General features: G+C 60.2%; 13 protein-coding genes. 1 reads left to right on the forward strand and 12 read right to left on the reverse strand.

The window, feature by feature from the left end:
- The 7 genes from Q0072_RS19490 to dusB form a co-directional block, all read right to left on the reverse strand.
- Positions 1 to 2,168: beta-galactosidase (locus tag Q0072_RS19490; RefSeq protein ID WP_298333283.1), on the reverse strand; the 2,168-nt coding region annotated here is incomplete at its 3' end.
- Between the two features lie 76 nt (positions 2,169 to 2,244).
- A complete protein-coding gene (gene hflX / locus Q0072_RS19495) occupies positions 2,245 to 3,591 on the reverse strand; it encodes a GTPase HflX (protein ID WP_298333285.1) in 1,347 nt (448 codons plus the stop codon).
- Between the two features lie 18 nt (positions 3,592 to 3,609).
- The gene (hfq, locus tag Q0072_RS19500) at positions 3,610 to 3,858 is read right to left on the reverse strand and encodes an RNA chaperone Hfq (RefSeq protein WP_013480329.1); all 249 of its coding nucleotides are present in this window, start codon (positions 3,856 to 3,858) and stop codon (positions 3,610 to 3,612) included.
- A 181-nt stretch (positions 3,859 to 4,039) separates the two neighbouring features.
- Positions 4,040 to 4,912, reverse strand: coding sequence for a D-amino-acid transaminase (locus Q0072_RS19505; protein ID WP_298333288.1), 873 nt, complete (start codon positions 4,910 to 4,912; stop codon positions 4,040 to 4,042).
- 155 nt (positions 4,913 to 5,067) lie between these two features.
- Positions 5,068 to 6,471, reverse strand: coding sequence for a sigma-54 dependent transcriptional regulator (locus tag Q0072_RS19510; RefSeq protein WP_013480331.1), 1,404 nt, complete (start codon positions 6,469 to 6,471; stop codon positions 5,068 to 5,070).
- A complete protein-coding gene (locus Q0072_RS19515) occupies positions 6,471 to 8,681 on the reverse strand; it encodes a PAS domain-containing sensor histidine kinase (protein ID WP_298333290.1) in 2,211 nt (736 codons plus the stop codon). Before Q0072_RS19515 ends, Q0072_RS19510 begins: the two co-directional genes overlap by 1 nt.
- 283 nt (positions 8,682 to 8,964) lie before the next feature.
- The gene (gene dusB / locus Q0072_RS19520) at positions 8,965 to 9,951 is read right to left on the reverse strand and encodes a tRNA dihydrouridine synthase DusB (protein ID WP_298333329.1); all 987 of its coding nucleotides are present in this window, start codon (positions 9,949 to 9,951) and stop codon (positions 8,965 to 8,967) included.
- A 65-nt stretch (positions 9,952 to 10,016) separates the two neighbouring features.
- Here dusB and Q0072_RS19525 point away from each other — a divergent pair, with 65 nt between their 5' ends.
- On the forward strand, positions 10,017 to 11,162 hold the full coding sequence (locus Q0072_RS19525) for a bifunctional 2-C-methyl-D-erythritol 4-phosphate cytidylyltransferase/2-C-methyl-D-erythritol 2,4-cyclodiphosphate synthase (RefSeq protein ID WP_298333292.1): 1,146 nt from the start codon (positions 10,017 to 10,019) through the stop codon (positions 11,160 to 11,162).
- A gap of 355 nt (positions 11,163 to 11,517) precedes the next feature.
- Here Q0072_RS19525 and Q0072_RS19530 read toward each other — a convergent pair whose 3' ends face one another.
- From Q0072_RS19530 to Q0072_RS19550, 5 genes are all read right to left on the reverse strand, one after another.
- Entirely contained in the window at positions 11,518 to 12,327 is an 810-nt protein-coding gene (locus tag Q0072_RS19530) for an MBL fold metallo-hydrolase (protein ID WP_298333294.1), read from the reverse strand.
- The gene (locus Q0072_RS19535; protein WP_298333296.1) at positions 12,324 to 13,100 is read right to left on the reverse strand and encodes a TatD family hydrolase; all 777 of its coding nucleotides are present in this window, start codon (positions 13,098 to 13,100) and stop codon (positions 12,324 to 12,326) included. The genes Q0072_RS19530 and Q0072_RS19535 overlap by 4 nt, the downstream gene beginning before the upstream one ends.
- A gap of 1 nt (position 13,101) precedes the next feature.
- Positions 13,102 to 14,112: a DNA polymerase III subunit delta' gene (locus Q0072_RS19540; protein ID WP_298333298.1), complete on the reverse strand. Its 1,011-nt coding sequence runs from the start codon at positions 14,110 to 14,112 to the stop codon at positions 13,102 to 13,104.
- A gap of 1 nt (position 14,113) precedes the next feature.
- Entirely contained in the window at positions 14,114 to 14,752 is a 639-nt protein-coding gene (tmk, locus tag Q0072_RS19545) for a dTMP kinase (protein ID WP_298333300.1), read from the reverse strand.
- A 62-nt stretch (positions 14,753 to 14,814) separates the two neighbouring features.
- Positions 14,815 to 15,540 carry an SPOR domain-containing protein gene (locus tag Q0072_RS19550; RefSeq protein WP_298333302.1) on the reverse strand — a complete coding sequence of 242 codons (726 nt, stop codon included), beginning with the start codon at positions 15,538 to 15,540 and terminating at the stop codon, positions 14,815 to 14,817.
- Positions 15,541 to 15,652 lie beyond the last annotated feature (112 nt).

The following is a 15,652-nucleotide window of genomic DNA, read 5'->3' on the forward strand; positions in this document are numbered from 1 at the left end:
ACATCCAGATAGACGTCGGCTACCCCTTTCAGGGCCTCTTGCGGCACCTTGATGGTCCATGCGGCCGAAGCCCCGAAGCTCTCCGGTTCAGGCACGATGGGTGTATTTCGCGGCCCCCAGGTCTTGAGCGGCGGCGCCTTGCCTGCCGGGCGCAAAAGCTGCCATTCGGCGGACAATTTTACCGTTGGTGCCAAGGCCGACCAGTTCTGAAACAGCCCTTTTGAAGGTTCAGGTTTTAGTTTCAGATTTGGGGATAAATTATCTGATAAATATGGATAAATCGCAAATTTGAATTGCGGGTCGGTTTGCCGGAACGTCGCGCCACCCTCCGCGTTTCCAAAGACGTGTGCCGCACTCAGGATCAGGTGCGGACGACCCTGCACCGTCACAGTGGTCAGGCTTTGTGCCTGCGCTTCGGTGAGAAGCAGAAAGCGTGCGCTCTTGCCGTTAGCACCTACGACGGAAACGATACGCCCCGTATCGGGTGTTACCCGTATCTGAGTCCCCTGTCGGGTCTTTTGGGTCCCCGTAATCGTGCGTACCGCCTGTGCGTCAAAGACAAATTCCGGCTCGATCTGGCCCGTTGTGGCAAACACATAAAGATCGCCCTTCCCGTCGTCGAACTTCGTCACCGGCTGCGCGGTTGCCCACAGGAGATCAACGCCCGAGAGGTCGAAATGCACGGGCCAGATGAAGGCGGCCCCCTCCTCTACGGTCACGCCTTTCGACGGCAGGGTAACGCTTTTATCGCTGAGTTTAATCTCAAAGCGCGTATCCGGATGCGCGGGCGTGGCGTACTGGCGCACATGGTTGTTGACGAAAACGAAGCCCGATTGGCCGTCTCCCCGGAACGCCCAGCGCAGGGTTTTCAGATCATCGGCGGCCGCGGGCTTTACCTCCGGCGCGTAAACGCTCATTGGGGCCAGACGATTTCCGAAAGCCTGAAGGAAGGCGTGGATGGGTTTGAGTTTATTCAGGACCGGGTGCGCCTGACCATACTGACCCAGAGGGGCCTGAAAATCATATCCCAGCCTAGGCACGTCATTATAGCCACCGCTGGCCATGCTTTCGTCGCGTGACGGCGAACCCGGCGGATTCTGCCCGCCCTGAAACATATAATAGCCCAGAAGATTGACACCTGAGCCGACCTTGGTGACCACCATATCGGCAATATCGTCGGGGCTGATCAAAGGACGGCGACGATACATCTGCGGCACACCGCCACCATACTCTGCGCCGAAAAAGGGCGTGATGTCGCTGTCACGCGCACCGTCATCCTGCGTCGAAGTGCGCCCCTGAGCCCCCAGACCCTTTTCATTGCGCACGCCAAACTGAAACAGATAGCTCGACTTGGGCGGTAAGATGCCAGATGAGGCCGACCACGGCTCATCGACATAGGTGCCGAACACCGGGATCACCTCGCCACGCGGAAAGACGGCATTGTCCCAGCCAGTTACAGTATATAGCGGTACATCAAAACCGTGCGCGCGCAACATCTCCTTCAGACGGGCAATATGCTCGCGCCCCTGGAGCGGCCCGGTGCGGTTATATTCGTTCTCGATCTGAATGCCGATCACCGGACCGCCGTCTTTCCACAGAAGCCCCATTGCCTGTTCGCCCACCTGCGCGAAAAAGGCATCCACATAGCCGAGATAGGTCGGGTCATTGCTGCGGGTCGGGACGGAATCCACCACCCAGTCCGGGATGCCGCCAAACCGTACCTCCGCATGGGCCCAGGGGCCAGGCCGCAAATAGACATAGAGGCCGTGTTTCTGCGCCAGCTGTATGAATTTGCGCAGGTTTCGATTGCCGCTCCAGTCGAAGTCACCGTGGCGTTCCTCATGGTGCTGCCAGATAACGTAGGTGGCAACGACCGTGACGCCCGCCGCCTTCATCTTGAGGAGCTGTTCTTCCCAATATTGTTCCGGAAAACGGGTATAATGAAACTCGCCCATGACCGGTAAAACGGGTTTACCATCAAGCGTCAGATAGCGGTCATTGACGCTAATGACCTGCCCCGAAGGCGACAGGCCTGTTCCCATCTTCAACAGACCTTCACGCGGTGCCGGGGGCGCAATCTGCGCATCGACCCGCATGGTTTCCGCCGAAGCCCATCCGCACAGCAGGGCCAGCACCGCGGTCGAAGCGGCCAGAAGATTTCCGTTCATTGGCATTTCCCTCTTTTTTTGATTGGGAAATTTGTACGACAATAAGCCGTGCCCGCCAAGCGCTGTATCGAAAAATCTATGTCCGACCTGTCATCTGTTCGTAGCGGCCCAGAGCCTGATCGCTCAGCTTGACCTTCAGATGGATATGACCGGTTTCGTCATCAAACCGATCCAGCACGCGGCCCTGAGTGTACAGAAAGGCCAGAAGCTGACCGTCCTGTGGCGCCAGTTCGACGTCGATTTCGGTACCGGCTTCGTCCACCTTGAGCGCTATATCGCTGAGGAGCTTTTCGATCCCCTCGCCCGTGATGGCCGACACCATGATCGGCTTGTTCATGGCGCGATCAAGTACGGCGCGGCTGTAGAGGATGTCGCGGGCCTCCTCGTCCAGCAGGTCGATCTTGTTCCACACCTCGATCAGGCGCGATTTGTCGAGGTCAGGATGGATATGGGTGAGCACCTGCATCACGTCCTGCGCCTGCGCGTCGCTTTCGGGGTTCGACATGTCGCGCACGTGCAGGATCAGATCGGCCTCCAGCACCTCTTCCAGCGTAGCGCGGAAGGCGGCAACCAGTTCGTGCGGCAGGTCGGAGATAAAGCCCACCGTATCGGAAATAATAGCGGCCCGTCCGCCCGGCAGTTTCAGCGTGCGCAATGTCGTGTCGAGCGTGGCGAACAGCATGTCCTTGGCCAGCACTTCGGCGCGCGTCAGGTGATTGAACAGGGTCGATTTGCCGGCATTGGTATAGCCGACGAGCGCCACAATCGGGTACGGCACCTTTTTGCGCGCGCTGCGGTGCAGGCTGCGGGTGCGGCGCACCTCGTCCAGTTCGCCCTTGAGCAGCTTGATCTTGTCGGCAATCATACGACGGTCGAGTTCGATCTGGGTTTCGCCGGGGCCGCCGGTCGTGCCTGTGGCGCGCTGTCGCTCAAGGTGGGTCCAGGTGCGCACCAGCCGCGAACGCTCGTATTCCAGTCGCGCCAGCTCGACCTGAAGCTTGCCTTCGCGTGTGCGGGCGCGACGACCAAAGATTTCGAGAATAAGGCCGGTGCGGTCGATGACCTTGCGTTCCCAGGCCTTTTCGAGATTGCGCTGCTGGATTGGCGTCAGGGTGGTGTTGACGATGACGAGATCGGCTTCGACCTCTTCGCACAGAGTGACGATCTCCTCGACCTTCCCGGAGCCGAACAGGGTGGCAGGGTTGGGCTTACGCACCCGCGCCGTGTCGGCGGCAACAATGTCAAGGTCGAGCGCGATGGCCAGACCGGCCGCTTCGTCCAGACGTGACTCATCATAGCGCCGCGCCGCAGGTACGCCTTGCGGCTGACGCGGCGAAGACGGCGCGTGCGGTGCGGCCATGTCGGGGTCGATAATGACCGCACGCTGGGTTTCCGGCGTGCGGTTTACAAATTTGGTGGTCAAAAGAGTCCTTTGGACGACTTAATCGTCCGAGTCTTCTTCCTGCTCATACAACTGCACCGGCGCAGCGGGCATGATGGTCGAGATCGCGTGCTTATAGACCAGTTGCGACTGACCGTCGCGGCGCAGCAGCACGCAGAAATTATCGAACCAGCTAACGATGCCCTGAAGTTTGACGCCGTTGATCAGGAAGATGGTGAGAGGCGTTTTGGATTTACGAACGCTGTTGAGGAACGTGTCCTGCAGGTTTTGTTTCTTTTCGTGGGACATTTAGTCGCCCTTCTTGTTAGACATTGCGAGCCCAAAACGGGCTTCACACACAGACATAAGCAAAAGTCACGAAATCACAACGCACTGGCGTACATAATTTCGTGAAGTATCATAGGCGACAATCGGTGAACAATTCAACCGAACACTACATAACATAATATTTCGGTGGAATTCCAAACCTTTACAGATCAATGCCGGCGGAACGCTGAGCCCGCTGTATATAGGCCTCACGCAGCCGCAGCGACAATTCGCCCGGCACACCCTCACCGATCAGCGAATCGTCGATCTGCACAATGGGCATAACGAAGGTCGAGGCCGCCGACAGGAAGGCCTCCCTGGCGCGTTTGGCTTCTTCCAGCGTGAAAGCGCCTTCGGAGACATCCACACCCTCTGCCCGCAGGATGTCGAGCAGGCTGATGCGCGTCACGCCCGGCAGGATATTAGCCCGCAGGCTGCGCGTCTTTACCTCGCCCTCCGTTGTGACAATATAGACGTTGGCCGACCCGCCTTCAGTGACGAAACCTTCGGCATCAACAAAGATCACATCGGAGGCCCCCGCCTCACGTGCGACCTGTTTGGCCAGCACATTGGGCAGCAGCCCGACCGTCTTGATATCACAGCGGCCCCAACGGTTATCGGGAGCCGACACCACGCGGATGCCCTTGCGCGCCTTGCTCTCTGCCGCCTGACGATCCACCGGCTTGGCGGTGATGACCAGAGCCGGTTTAACCGGCGCCTTCGGGAAGAAGTGGTCACGCGGGGCCACACCGCGGCTCACCTGAAGATAAACCAGCCCCTCACCAATGCGGTTGCGACGGATGACCTCGTTCAGCACCACCACCAGAGACGCGCGCGGCATCGGCATAGCGATATGCAACTCACGTAAGGAACGCTCCAGCCGGTTCAGGTGCCCGGCCAGATCAGCCAGTTGCCCGCCAAATACCGACCACACCTCATAGACGGCGTCGGCAAACTGATAGCCGCGATCCTCAATGTGCACGGCAGCATCGGCATGGCGCACATAGGCACCGTTCACATAGGCAATACGGGACATGGTAATCTCAATAATCCGGAAAGACTCCAAGGGGCGCAGGCCCCCAAAAGACGAAAAGACTCAAGGGGCCGCAGGCCCCTTGACCCCCTTAACTATTCGCGCCCAATCGGCAATGCAAGAGACAGGTTACGAGGCGTTTCCTCAGGCCTCTCGCCTTAAACCTCTTCGTCTTCAACGCCACGAATATGGGCCAGACCCAGAGACTTCAGCTTGCGGTGCAGGGCTGAACGCTCCATGCCGATAAAGTTGGCTGTACGCGAAATATTGCCGCCGAAGCGCACGATCTGCGACGACAGATATTCGCGTTCAAACACTTCACGGGCGTCGCGCAGCGGCAGGGCGATAATGCGCTCCGGGCGGATGGCCCCGGCAACGGCCGATTCCACGACCTCGGCCGGCAGCATCTGCGCCGTGATCGGCTCGGACGGATCGCCAGAGGCCAGGATCAACAAGCGCTCTATATTGTTGCGCAATTGCCGGACATTGCCCGGCCATTCGTGCACCTGAAGAGTCGCCATCGCATCTTCGGACAGGGTGCGTTTGGGCAGGCCCTGAGCACGCGAAATGCGTTCAATGAAGTAGTTGACCAGTTCGGCAATATCACTGCGGCGTTCAGACAGGCCGGGAACACGCACCGGCACCACATTGAGGCGATGGAACAGGTCTTCGCGGAAACGCCCGGCGGCGATTTCCTGCGTCAGATCCTTGGAGGTCGAGGAAATGACGCGCACATCGACCTGCACGTCATTGACGCCTCCAACGCGTACGAAGCGCTGTTCGACCAGCACCCGCAGGATGCGGCTTTGTGACTCCATGGGCATGTCGGCCACTTCGTCGAGGAACAGGGTGCCGCCGTGGGCGCGTTCGAACACGCCGATCTTGCGCGGGCGGCCCTCTTCGCCCTCTTCACCGAACAGTTCGACGTCGAGACGCTCAGGTGTCACCCCGGCGGACGAGATCGGCACGAATTCGCAGCGCGCACGGGGGCTGGCTTCGTGGATCATGCGCGCTACCAGTTCCTTGCCCGACCCGGCGGGGCCGGAGATCATGATGCGCGAATTGGCGGGGGCGACCTTGGCGATCGTGGTGCGCAGAAGTTGCGCCGCCGCCGAATTGCCGATTAAGCCGTCCGGAACCACGGCCTGCCCGCGCAGGCGGCGGTTTTCACGGCGCAGGGACGCCAGTTCAAGTGCTCTCTGAACCACCATGATCAAGCGTTCGGTTTTAAACGGCTTTTCGATAAAGTCGTAAGCGCCGCGCTTAATGGCCGAGACAGCGGTTTCGATGGTGCCGTGACCCGAAATCATGATCGCCGGAATATCCGGGTCCAGTTCGCGGATGACGTCGAGCAGTTCCAGCCCGTCCAGCCCACCGCCCTGCATCCAGATGTCGAGCACGCATAAAGACGGCTTGCGGGCCTTGATCGCCCGCAACGCCGCACCGGAATCTGCGGCCGTTCTGACCGAATAGCCTTCGTCTTCGAGAATGCCCGCGATCAGTTCGCGGATATCGGCCTCGTCATCGACCACCAGAATATCTACGCCAGATGATACCTTCATCACACCCTCATCAGTCTTGCCCCGCTATCGGGAGCTTCATTGGTTTGAGCCGGAGCCTGGGTCTTGGGTAACCGCAATATGGCCCGCGCCCCGCTCAGATGGACGGCGTCCGCCAGATAGAATTCGCCGCCATGATCTTCGAGAATGCGCTTGACGATGGCGAGGCCGAGCCCCGTCCCTTTCTCGCGCGTGGTTACATAGGGTTCGGTCAGGCGGTCGCGGTCCTTGTCCGGCAGACCGATACCGTCATCTTCGATTTCGATAGTCAGGAACCCATCGCTCAGGTGCATCTCGACCCGCATCTGACCGCCCTCGCCGTCACCATTGGCCATATGGCGCGAGACAATGGCTTCCCCGCCGTTTTTGAGCACATTGCCCAGCGCCTGCGACAGAAGGCGGCCGTCGCAGACGACCGTCACCTCCGGCAGGGGCTCGACAATGTCGATCTGCACATCCGGCTTGGCCACGCGCTGTGAGAAGACCATCTGGCGCACAAGCTCCGCCGCGTCTTCTTCGGCAAAGTTCGGCACCGGCATCCGCGCAAAGGCCGAAAACTCATCGACCATGCGCCCTATATCACCGACCTGACGCACAATCGTGTCGGTCAGGCGGTCAAAGGTTTCGCCATCGGTTTCGATCTGCGAACGGTATTTGCGTTTCAGGCGTTCCGCCGACAACTGGATCGGCGTCAGGGGATTCTTGATCTCATGCGCGATGCGGCGTGCCACATCCTTCCAGGCGGCGTTACGCTGAGCGGCCACAAGGCGCGTAATATCGTCAAAGGTCAGAACCGCACCGCCCGTATCCAGCGATGAGGCCCGCACGCGCACGCGACGCGTATCGCCCTTGCGCACCAGATCGACCTCGGCCTCCTCGACCTTGTGCGGCGTCACCTTATCCAAAAGCTCGCAGATTTCGGGGGCCAGTTCACGGATATGCTGTCCGAAGGACTCTTCGGTAGGGATCGACAGGAAGTGGGCTGCGTGCCGGTTGATAGCCGAAATCTGCTCGTTTTCGTCAATGCCGATAATGCCTGCCGAAATTTCCGACAGCACGGTTTCGATAAAGCGACGGCGTTCCTCGGCCTCTTCATTCGCCGATTTCAGCGCTGCCTGCTGGCTTTGCAGGTCGCTGGTCATGCGGTTGAAGGCGCGCGAGAGCACAGCGATATCTTCGGACTGCTTGTCGGTCATAACACGTGCATTCAGATCGCCCGACGCGACCTTGTCCGCCGCCTGCACCAGCCGGGCGACGGGCACGGCGATGGAGTCCGCCGCCGAGGTGCCGACCCAGATGGCCCCGATCAGCACCAGCAGCACGGTCTCCATATAGGCCAGCGCAAATACCCCCTGCACGCGGACCGAATTGCGGGCAGATTCCCGAAGCGCATCAATGGCTTCCTTGGCGCTTTGCACCTTGGGCACGATGCCGGGCGTCAGGGTTTTGACCGCATACAACTTGGCTCCGTTATAGCCCTGAAGCGGATAGATCATGCGGATCGTATCCGGTGCCGCAAACAGACCACCTCCGATATCGCCTTCATTGGCTGTGTCTATCGCCACCTGATTGGGGGCCAGATAGGGCGGCGCACCGGGGTTTTCCGCCCGCGCCAGCACCTGCCCGCTGTCGTCGATAATATAGACCGCCGCCAGTTCCCCGCGGATCGAAATCAGTTCACGCAGGGCCTGCGAAAAGCTGAGGCGCTCTGAAAACATGCGGATCAATTCAGGCCGTTGCAGATCACGGGCAATGTCGGTCAGTGTGTCGCGCGCCGTATTGGTCTGGGTTTCGATAAAAGCGGCCCCGATGTCGGCGCTGTTTTCGACGGAAGACTGCACACGCGCCGAAAACCAGGTTTCCACACCGCGATTGACCAGCACACCAAAAAACAGGGCCACGACAAAGGCCGGCGTCACGGCCGCCAGAGCAAACAGGGTCACAAAGCGCACATGCAGGCGCGTCCCCGCATCCTTGGCCCGTGACCGCGCCAGTTGCAGCACCCGCCGCAAGACGAAGAAGCTCAGGCCCAGAAGCAGCGCCAGGTTCAGACAGACAAGGCTGAAGAGAAAGACGCTCGACGGCCCCAGCGGCCCGGCACCCGGTGCCGCAATGATGATCCAGATAATAAAAGCGGTCATCAGGGCCGACAGGGCATAGGCACTCACCATGGCCAAACGGCCACGACCGGCATTTTTCAGCCCCCGCGTCATTCGGGCCCATGATAGGCCGAAGCGCCGCCTGATACCTGTGTCTTTCAAAACCCAGCTTTCCAGATGCCACAATGGAACGCAATCCGATAAAGTGGGCACCACTTTATGAATAAATTGCGCGTTCAAACAAACCTCAGAGCGTGCTGAGTTTGTGCGCTAACGCAGTACGCTCCGAGGGTGGCATTTGTGCACTACTGTGTCTGAATATCAACATCTATGTTGCAAGAATGCGCCGAATTTGCCGACACGCGATCACGAAATGTTTTCGGATTCGCCTGAGAGGCTATCCGGTGAACACAACCCTCAACTCACGCTCGATAAGGGCGGGATCATCCATACGGCATAGCCGCGCTTTGTCCTGACGGCGAACGGCGGGTTCAGCGTTGTAATCGCCAGCTTCAATATACCAGCCCAGGTGCTTCTTGAACATTTTGAGGCCCAGACCGTTGCCATAGAAGCTGAGACTGTCGTGCATATGCTCGAGGATCAGCTCCAGACGCGCCGATCCGGTTGGCTCAGGCTGATTTTCACCGCCCAGCGCCGCATCGAGTTGCGCGGCCAGCCACGGGCGGCCATAGACGCCGCGCCCGATCATCAGGCCGTCGGCCCCAGATTGCGCAAGGGCCTCACGCGCCCTCTCGCCATCCGTAATGTCGCCGTTGACGATGACGGGAATGGACACCGCCGCCTTGACCTGCCGCACAAAGGCCCAGTCGGCCTCGCCCTTGTAAAACTGCTGGCGCGTGCGGCCATGCACCGTCACCGCCTGAACCCCTATGGCCTCGGCGCGGCGGGCCAGTTCCGGCGCATTGCGGCTGTGGTCGTCCCAGCCCATCCGCATTTTAACCGTCACAGGTCGCGAGGTCGCGCTGACGGCCGCCTCCATCAGGCGGCTGGCGGCATCGAGGTCGCGCATCAGGGCCGACCCGCACAGCACGCCAGTCACCTCCTTGGCCGGGCAGCCGAAGTTGAGATCGACAATATGCGCGCCCGACGCTTCGGCCAGAGCCGCGCCGCGTGCGATAAAATCCGGATCCTTGCCGATCAGTTGCACGATCTTAAGGCCCGCATGTTCCCCCAGCGCGAATTTGCGCACCACGTCCGGACGCCCGCGCTCCAGCTCGGCACAGGCCACCATCTCGGTGGCCGCATAGGCAGCCCCCAGCTTCGAGGCCATGCGACGGAAGGGCAGATCAGACACACCGGTCATCGGCGCGATCAGGGCGCGCCCGGCAATCTCCACATCTCCGATCCTAAGGCTGTGCGTCATCATGAGCGCGAAATAACCGCGAAGCCCTCTTTACGCAATGGGCGGGCTCCGATTAAGACGAAGCCATGAGTTTCAATGCGATCATCGTTGCCGGCGGTTCAGGTCTGAGATCAGGCGGCAAAAAGCAATGGATGCTGTTGCGCGGCAAGCCGGTCCTCAACTGGTCGATCGAAGCCTTTGCCAGCGCCGGAGCCGCCGACATCGTAGTGGTCGTGCCGCGCGATGATCTCGATCACGCCACCCTGACACTTCAGGGGCTGGAGCGGGTGCGTGTCGTGCTTGGCGGTGCCACGCGCGCTCTTTCGGTCCAAAGCGGCCTCAATGCTCTGCATGAAACCGCTGCGCCGCATGATCTCGTGCTGATCCACGATGCGGCGCGGCCCCTGCTGACCGTTGATCTGATAGAAGCGCTTCTGACTCGGCTGCAAACGGCGCGTGCCGCTATTCTGGCCGTACCGGTCACCGACTCGCTGAAACGTGCCGAAGACAGCCGCATCCTCGACGCCCCCTCGCGTAATGGTCTGTGGCGCGCCCAGACGCCTCAGGCCTTCCGCCTGAAAGACATCGCCGACGCCTATGCCCAGTGGACGGGTGAGGTCGAGGCCACCGATGAGGCCATGGTAGCCGCTGCGGCCGGAATCACCGTCGAGATCGTCGAAGGGGCACAGCGGCTTCAAAAGCTGACCTATCCCGAAGATTTTGCCGTGCTGGAGGCCTTCATGCCCGCTCAACAGATGCGTATCGGTCAGGGCTTTGACGCTCACCGCTGGGGGCCCGGCGAAAGCGTGTGGCTGTGCGGCGTGGAAATTACCCACGATCAGACCCTGATCGGCCATTCGGATGCCGATGCCGGCCTGCACGCCCTGACCGATGCCCTGCTGGGGGCAGCGGGACTGGGGGATATCGGCGATCACTTCCCGCCGACCGACCTGCAATGGAAAGGCGCGCCGTCTGACCTGTTTCTGCGTCACGCGGCCGAACTGATCCGCCAGCGCGGGGGCGAGATCGTCAATGTCGATGTCACGCTGATTTGCGAGCGCCCCAAGATCAAGCCGCATCGTGAGGCCATGCGTCAGAGGGTGGCCGACATTCTCACGCTTGATCTGGCGCGAGTCAGCATCAAGGCCACGACCACCGAGAAGATGGGGTTCACTGGTCGGGAAGAAGGACTGGCCGCGCAGGCTGTGTGTCTGATCACCCTTCCCTTATAATGCAGCGCACAATCACGAATTTTTATTTATTGTTACAGGTTTTATATTTTTATTATAATTAACAATTGTTTACCTGAAAACTCACCTGAAATGTAGCCAATGCTGCTACGCAAAATTTCAAATGACAACGCTCTGTAAATATGATGAATTGCGAACGTTCGGGGTGGGTTTGTTTTTAAAACCCATTATTTTATTCAATTTTTTAAGCTGTTCTTTTTTGCGTTCCAACCTTCCCCACCCCGAACAGGCTTCCCAGAGCGCAAGCCGATAAAGTGGATACCACTTTTCGGAAAAATTGCGCGACCAAACAAAAACTTAGAGCCATTCGACGGCTCAACTGAGCCGGCGAATGGCTCTAAAACTCCGTATCGATCACCATCTGATCAAAGGCAGGGACGACACCGTCCGGTAGTTTCGCCCGCAATTCTTCGTAATCCATTTCCTGATGCAGGTTGGTTAGCACGGCCAGCTCAGGCTTGACGCGTGCGATCCATTCCAGCGCCAGATCGAGATGCGCGTGGGTCGGGTGCGGCGCATAGCGCAACGCATCCACAATCCAGACCTTCAGCCCGTAAAGCTGCGCAAAACTGTCTTCCGGCAGGTCGCTGATGTCGCTGGAATAGGCGACGTCTCCGATACGATAGCCGACGGAACGGATAGGGCCGTGGATCTGATCGAAGGTGACGACCGGGACTTCGCCGCCCTCACCCGTCAGATGGAACGTCTCTCCAAAAGGCGGCAGGGCCATCGGCGCACAGATCGGCGGATAGCCGAACTTACCGGTAAAAATATAGTCGAACCGGCTGAGCAGGGTCTGACGCGTCGCTGCATCCATATAGCCCGGCACCTGCATTTTGCGCAAAAGCGCAAAGGCCCGCATGTCGTCTATACCGTGCGTCTGGTCGGCGTGATCGTGCGTCCACAGCACGGCATCCAGATGGTCTATGCCTGTCTGCATGATCTGGGTGCGAAAATCCGGGGACGTATCGACGACTACATTGGTCGTCTGTTCCGGAGACAACGGATCGAAAGCCTGAAACAGGGCCGAACAGCGGCTGCGGCGGTTCTTCGGGTTGTGCGGATCGCAGCGCCCCCAAAAGCCATCGGCACGCGGCACGCCGGTCGAACAGCCGCAGCCCAGTATGGTGGTCCTCAGCCGTCTCATGTGCGCGGTATCCGCTTGAACAGGGCGTAGAAAGCGTCGGTCGTCCGCGCAATCGTGTCTTCGCGCGTCCAGCCGCGGATTTCCGCCAGCTTGTCATAGACATGCGTTACATAGGCCGGTTCGTTGCGCCGTCCGCGCATGGGAATGGGCGCCAGATAGGGGCAGTCGGTTTCAACAATAATGCGCTCCGCCGGCATGTCCGCGATAATGTCGCGTACATCCTGCGCCGCCTTAAAGGTCGCAATGCCCGACACCGAGAAATAGGCCCCGATCCCGGCGGCCTTCTTCGCCAGTTCCGCCCCAGAGGTGTAGCAATGTAGCAGGAAGGTAAACGGCCCCTTCGCGTGCTCGTCGGAAAGGATCTCCCACATTTCGGCGTCGGCCTCCCGCGTATGGACCACCAGCGGCAGACCGCTTTCGCGCGCCGCCCGAACATGGGTGCGGAACACCGCCGCCTGAATATCGCGCGGGCTGTAGTCATAGTGAAAGTCCAGCCCGCATTCGCCGATACCGACCACCTTTGACCGTTCGGCAAGGCTCAGCAGATCGGCTACGTTGAGGTCCGGATTTTCCTTGGCCTCATGCGGGTGCGTGCCCACCGTGGCCCAGATGTCCTGATGCGTCGTCAAACCATAGCAGGTTTCAAAACTCGACACCCGGTCGCAGATATTGACCATCAGGCCCACCCCGGCCTCACGCGCCCGGTCGATCACCGCGTCACGGTCTTCGTCGTATTGCGGGGCGTGCAGATTGACGTGACTGTCGATAAGCATATTACCTTAAAGCCTTGATATCATTTACGATGGACCAGAAATATTCGCCGCGGTCCAGATTGACGCCCTCGGTTTCGGCGACGACCGTGCTGAGCCTGACCCACAGCTCCGACCATTGCCGTCCACGCGCCGGCGCATCGGCACTCAGCGCCCGCTCCTGCACCCGGTCACTCAGCGCGGCGATAAATTGCGCGAACTTTTTGGGGCCGTCGATCTTAGAGGAGTTCGTCTTGAACAGCGTCATCAGCGGCAGAAGATCAAAACGCGCGGGCGGCGTGTCGGACAACAGTCGCGCCGCCAGCTCATCCATCTCCAGCGCCCCCTCTTCCCACAGCCGCAACCCCTTACCGGGTGAGCCCTTGGCCATCACCACCAGCCGTTCAAGCTGTTCAGGGGTAAGGTCGGCCCGCGCCGAAATAAACCGCTGCACCGCCTCGTCATCCCATGGTGAAAAACCGAGACGCCGGCAGCGCGAGCGGATGGTCGCCAAAAGCTTGCCCGGAGAATGCGAGATGAGGAACAGCAAACCCCGTTCAGGTGGTTCCTCAAGAATTTTCAGCAAGGCATTGGCTGAATTGATATTCAGGTCATCGACGGCATCAACGATACAGACGCGGTAAGCCGAACGCGACGGGGCCTTGGAAAAGAACTCGCCCACCTCGCGCACCGCATCGACGGTGATGTTCCTGCGTGTCTTGCCGTCCTTCTGCTCGCGTTCCAGCACCAGAAGGTCCGGGTGCGACTGCGCCACGATCAGGCGTGCATCCGGGTCCTCTTCGGACATGCCGAGGATACCAAAGCCCCGGTCGCGCTGATGCCCCATCAGATAGCGCGCCGCGCGGTAGGCAAAGGTCGCCTTGCCCACCCCTTCGGGCCCGCACAGCAGCCAGGCGTGATGCAGTCGCCCACGCGACAAAGCATCGACAAAGGCCGTTTCCTGCACTTCGCCTTGAATGAAATCAAAGACCTGACGCGGATGGGCGACAGCGGTATCGTCTTCGGTCACCGCCATCTCAGCTTCCCTTCAGTTCCGCAAAGCGGCCCGACACCACGCGCCAGACATCGGCCCTGATGTCTTCAATCGAACGATCGGCGTCGATCAGGCGATAACGTTCAAGATGCGCGGCGGCGCGTTTGCGGAACCCCTCCCGCAGGCGCTCATGAAAGGCCAGTCCCTTGGACTCAAAGCGGTTTTCGGCATCGCCGCGCGCCAGCGCCCGCTTTAAGCCCGCTTCAGGCGGCATATCCATCACGATGACCAGATCAGGCTGGGTGTCCCCTACCACGGCGGCGTCAATGCTTTCAATCAGCTCCGGCATCACACCGCCCCCCGCCCCCTGATAGGCGCGGGTGGAATCCGAAAAGCGATCGCAGACGATCCACGCCCCGCGTTCCAGCGCCGGCCGGATCACCTGCTCCAGATGGTTGGCACGCGCCGCATACATCATCAGGGTTTCGGACATCGGCGACCAGCGCCCGGCCTCACCCGTCACGAGCAGGTCGCGCAACGCCTCCGCGCCGCTGGAGCCGCCCGGTTCGCGCGTCTGCACCACCTCAAGCCCCAATTCGCGCAGATGCGCCACCAGGGCCTTCACCTGAGTGGATTTTCCGGCACCCTCGCCGCCTTCGAATGTAATGAATCTACCGGTCATGTCAGCCGATACATCGGCCAAGCGCCCGGCTAAGACAAGGCTAAAATCGCAACCCGCCGAAATTACTCATCGCGCGTCAGAATGGCGTCAAAATAGCCCGCCGCCAGCACCTTTTGCCGATAAAGTTCGGCCTTTTGCGCCCCCTCGAACGGCCCCAGCGTCACGATATAGAGACCGCGCCGCTCATCGACGCGCGCCCGCAACTGGTCGCTGACCCGCTCAGCATTGGCGCGCTCGGAAAAGGCCCCGACCTGCACACGATACCGCTGACGATCCCCGTCTGTCGCCTCAGGCGTCGCTGCGGCATAGGTCGGTCGCGCCCCCAGTTCCGCCGGGCCCAGAAATTTGATACGCACCCGCGCCGTTCCGGTCTGATGCACGCCCAACGCCTTGGCCGCCCCCTTAGACAGATCGAGCAGGCGCCCATCGACAAACGGCCCGCGATCATTGAGCCGTAGCCGCAGGCTGCGGCCATTATCCAGATTGGTCACCTCAATTACCGACGGCAGCGGCCAGGTCTTGTGCGCCGCCGACAGGGCAGTGGGATCAAAGCGTTCCCCCGTCGCCGTCAGGCTGCCCGACTCGTGGCCGTACCAGCTCGCCGTGCCGGTCAGCGTGTCGCCAATATCGGGCACATAGGGGCGATAGGTGTCGCCGCGCACCTTATAAGGTCGCAGATTGGCGGCGCGATACTGCCCGTTCTTCACCACCTCCGGCCCATCGCGCGTGCTCAGCTTTGGTCCGCCCGCACAGGCGGCCAGAAGCCAGATGCTTGCCAGAACAAGCATTTGCACTGATCTCTTCGCAATCAGGTTCAATTGGGTGGACATGGGACGCCCCGCTCAACACATTCTGTGCCCAAACAGGGTAAAAAGAAATGGAAAAGGCTTGGTTAATCGC

Source organism: Asticcacaulis sp. (assembly GCF_027484505.1).
GTDB lineage: Bacteria > Pseudomonadota > Alphaproteobacteria > Caulobacterales > Caulobacteraceae > Asticcacaulis.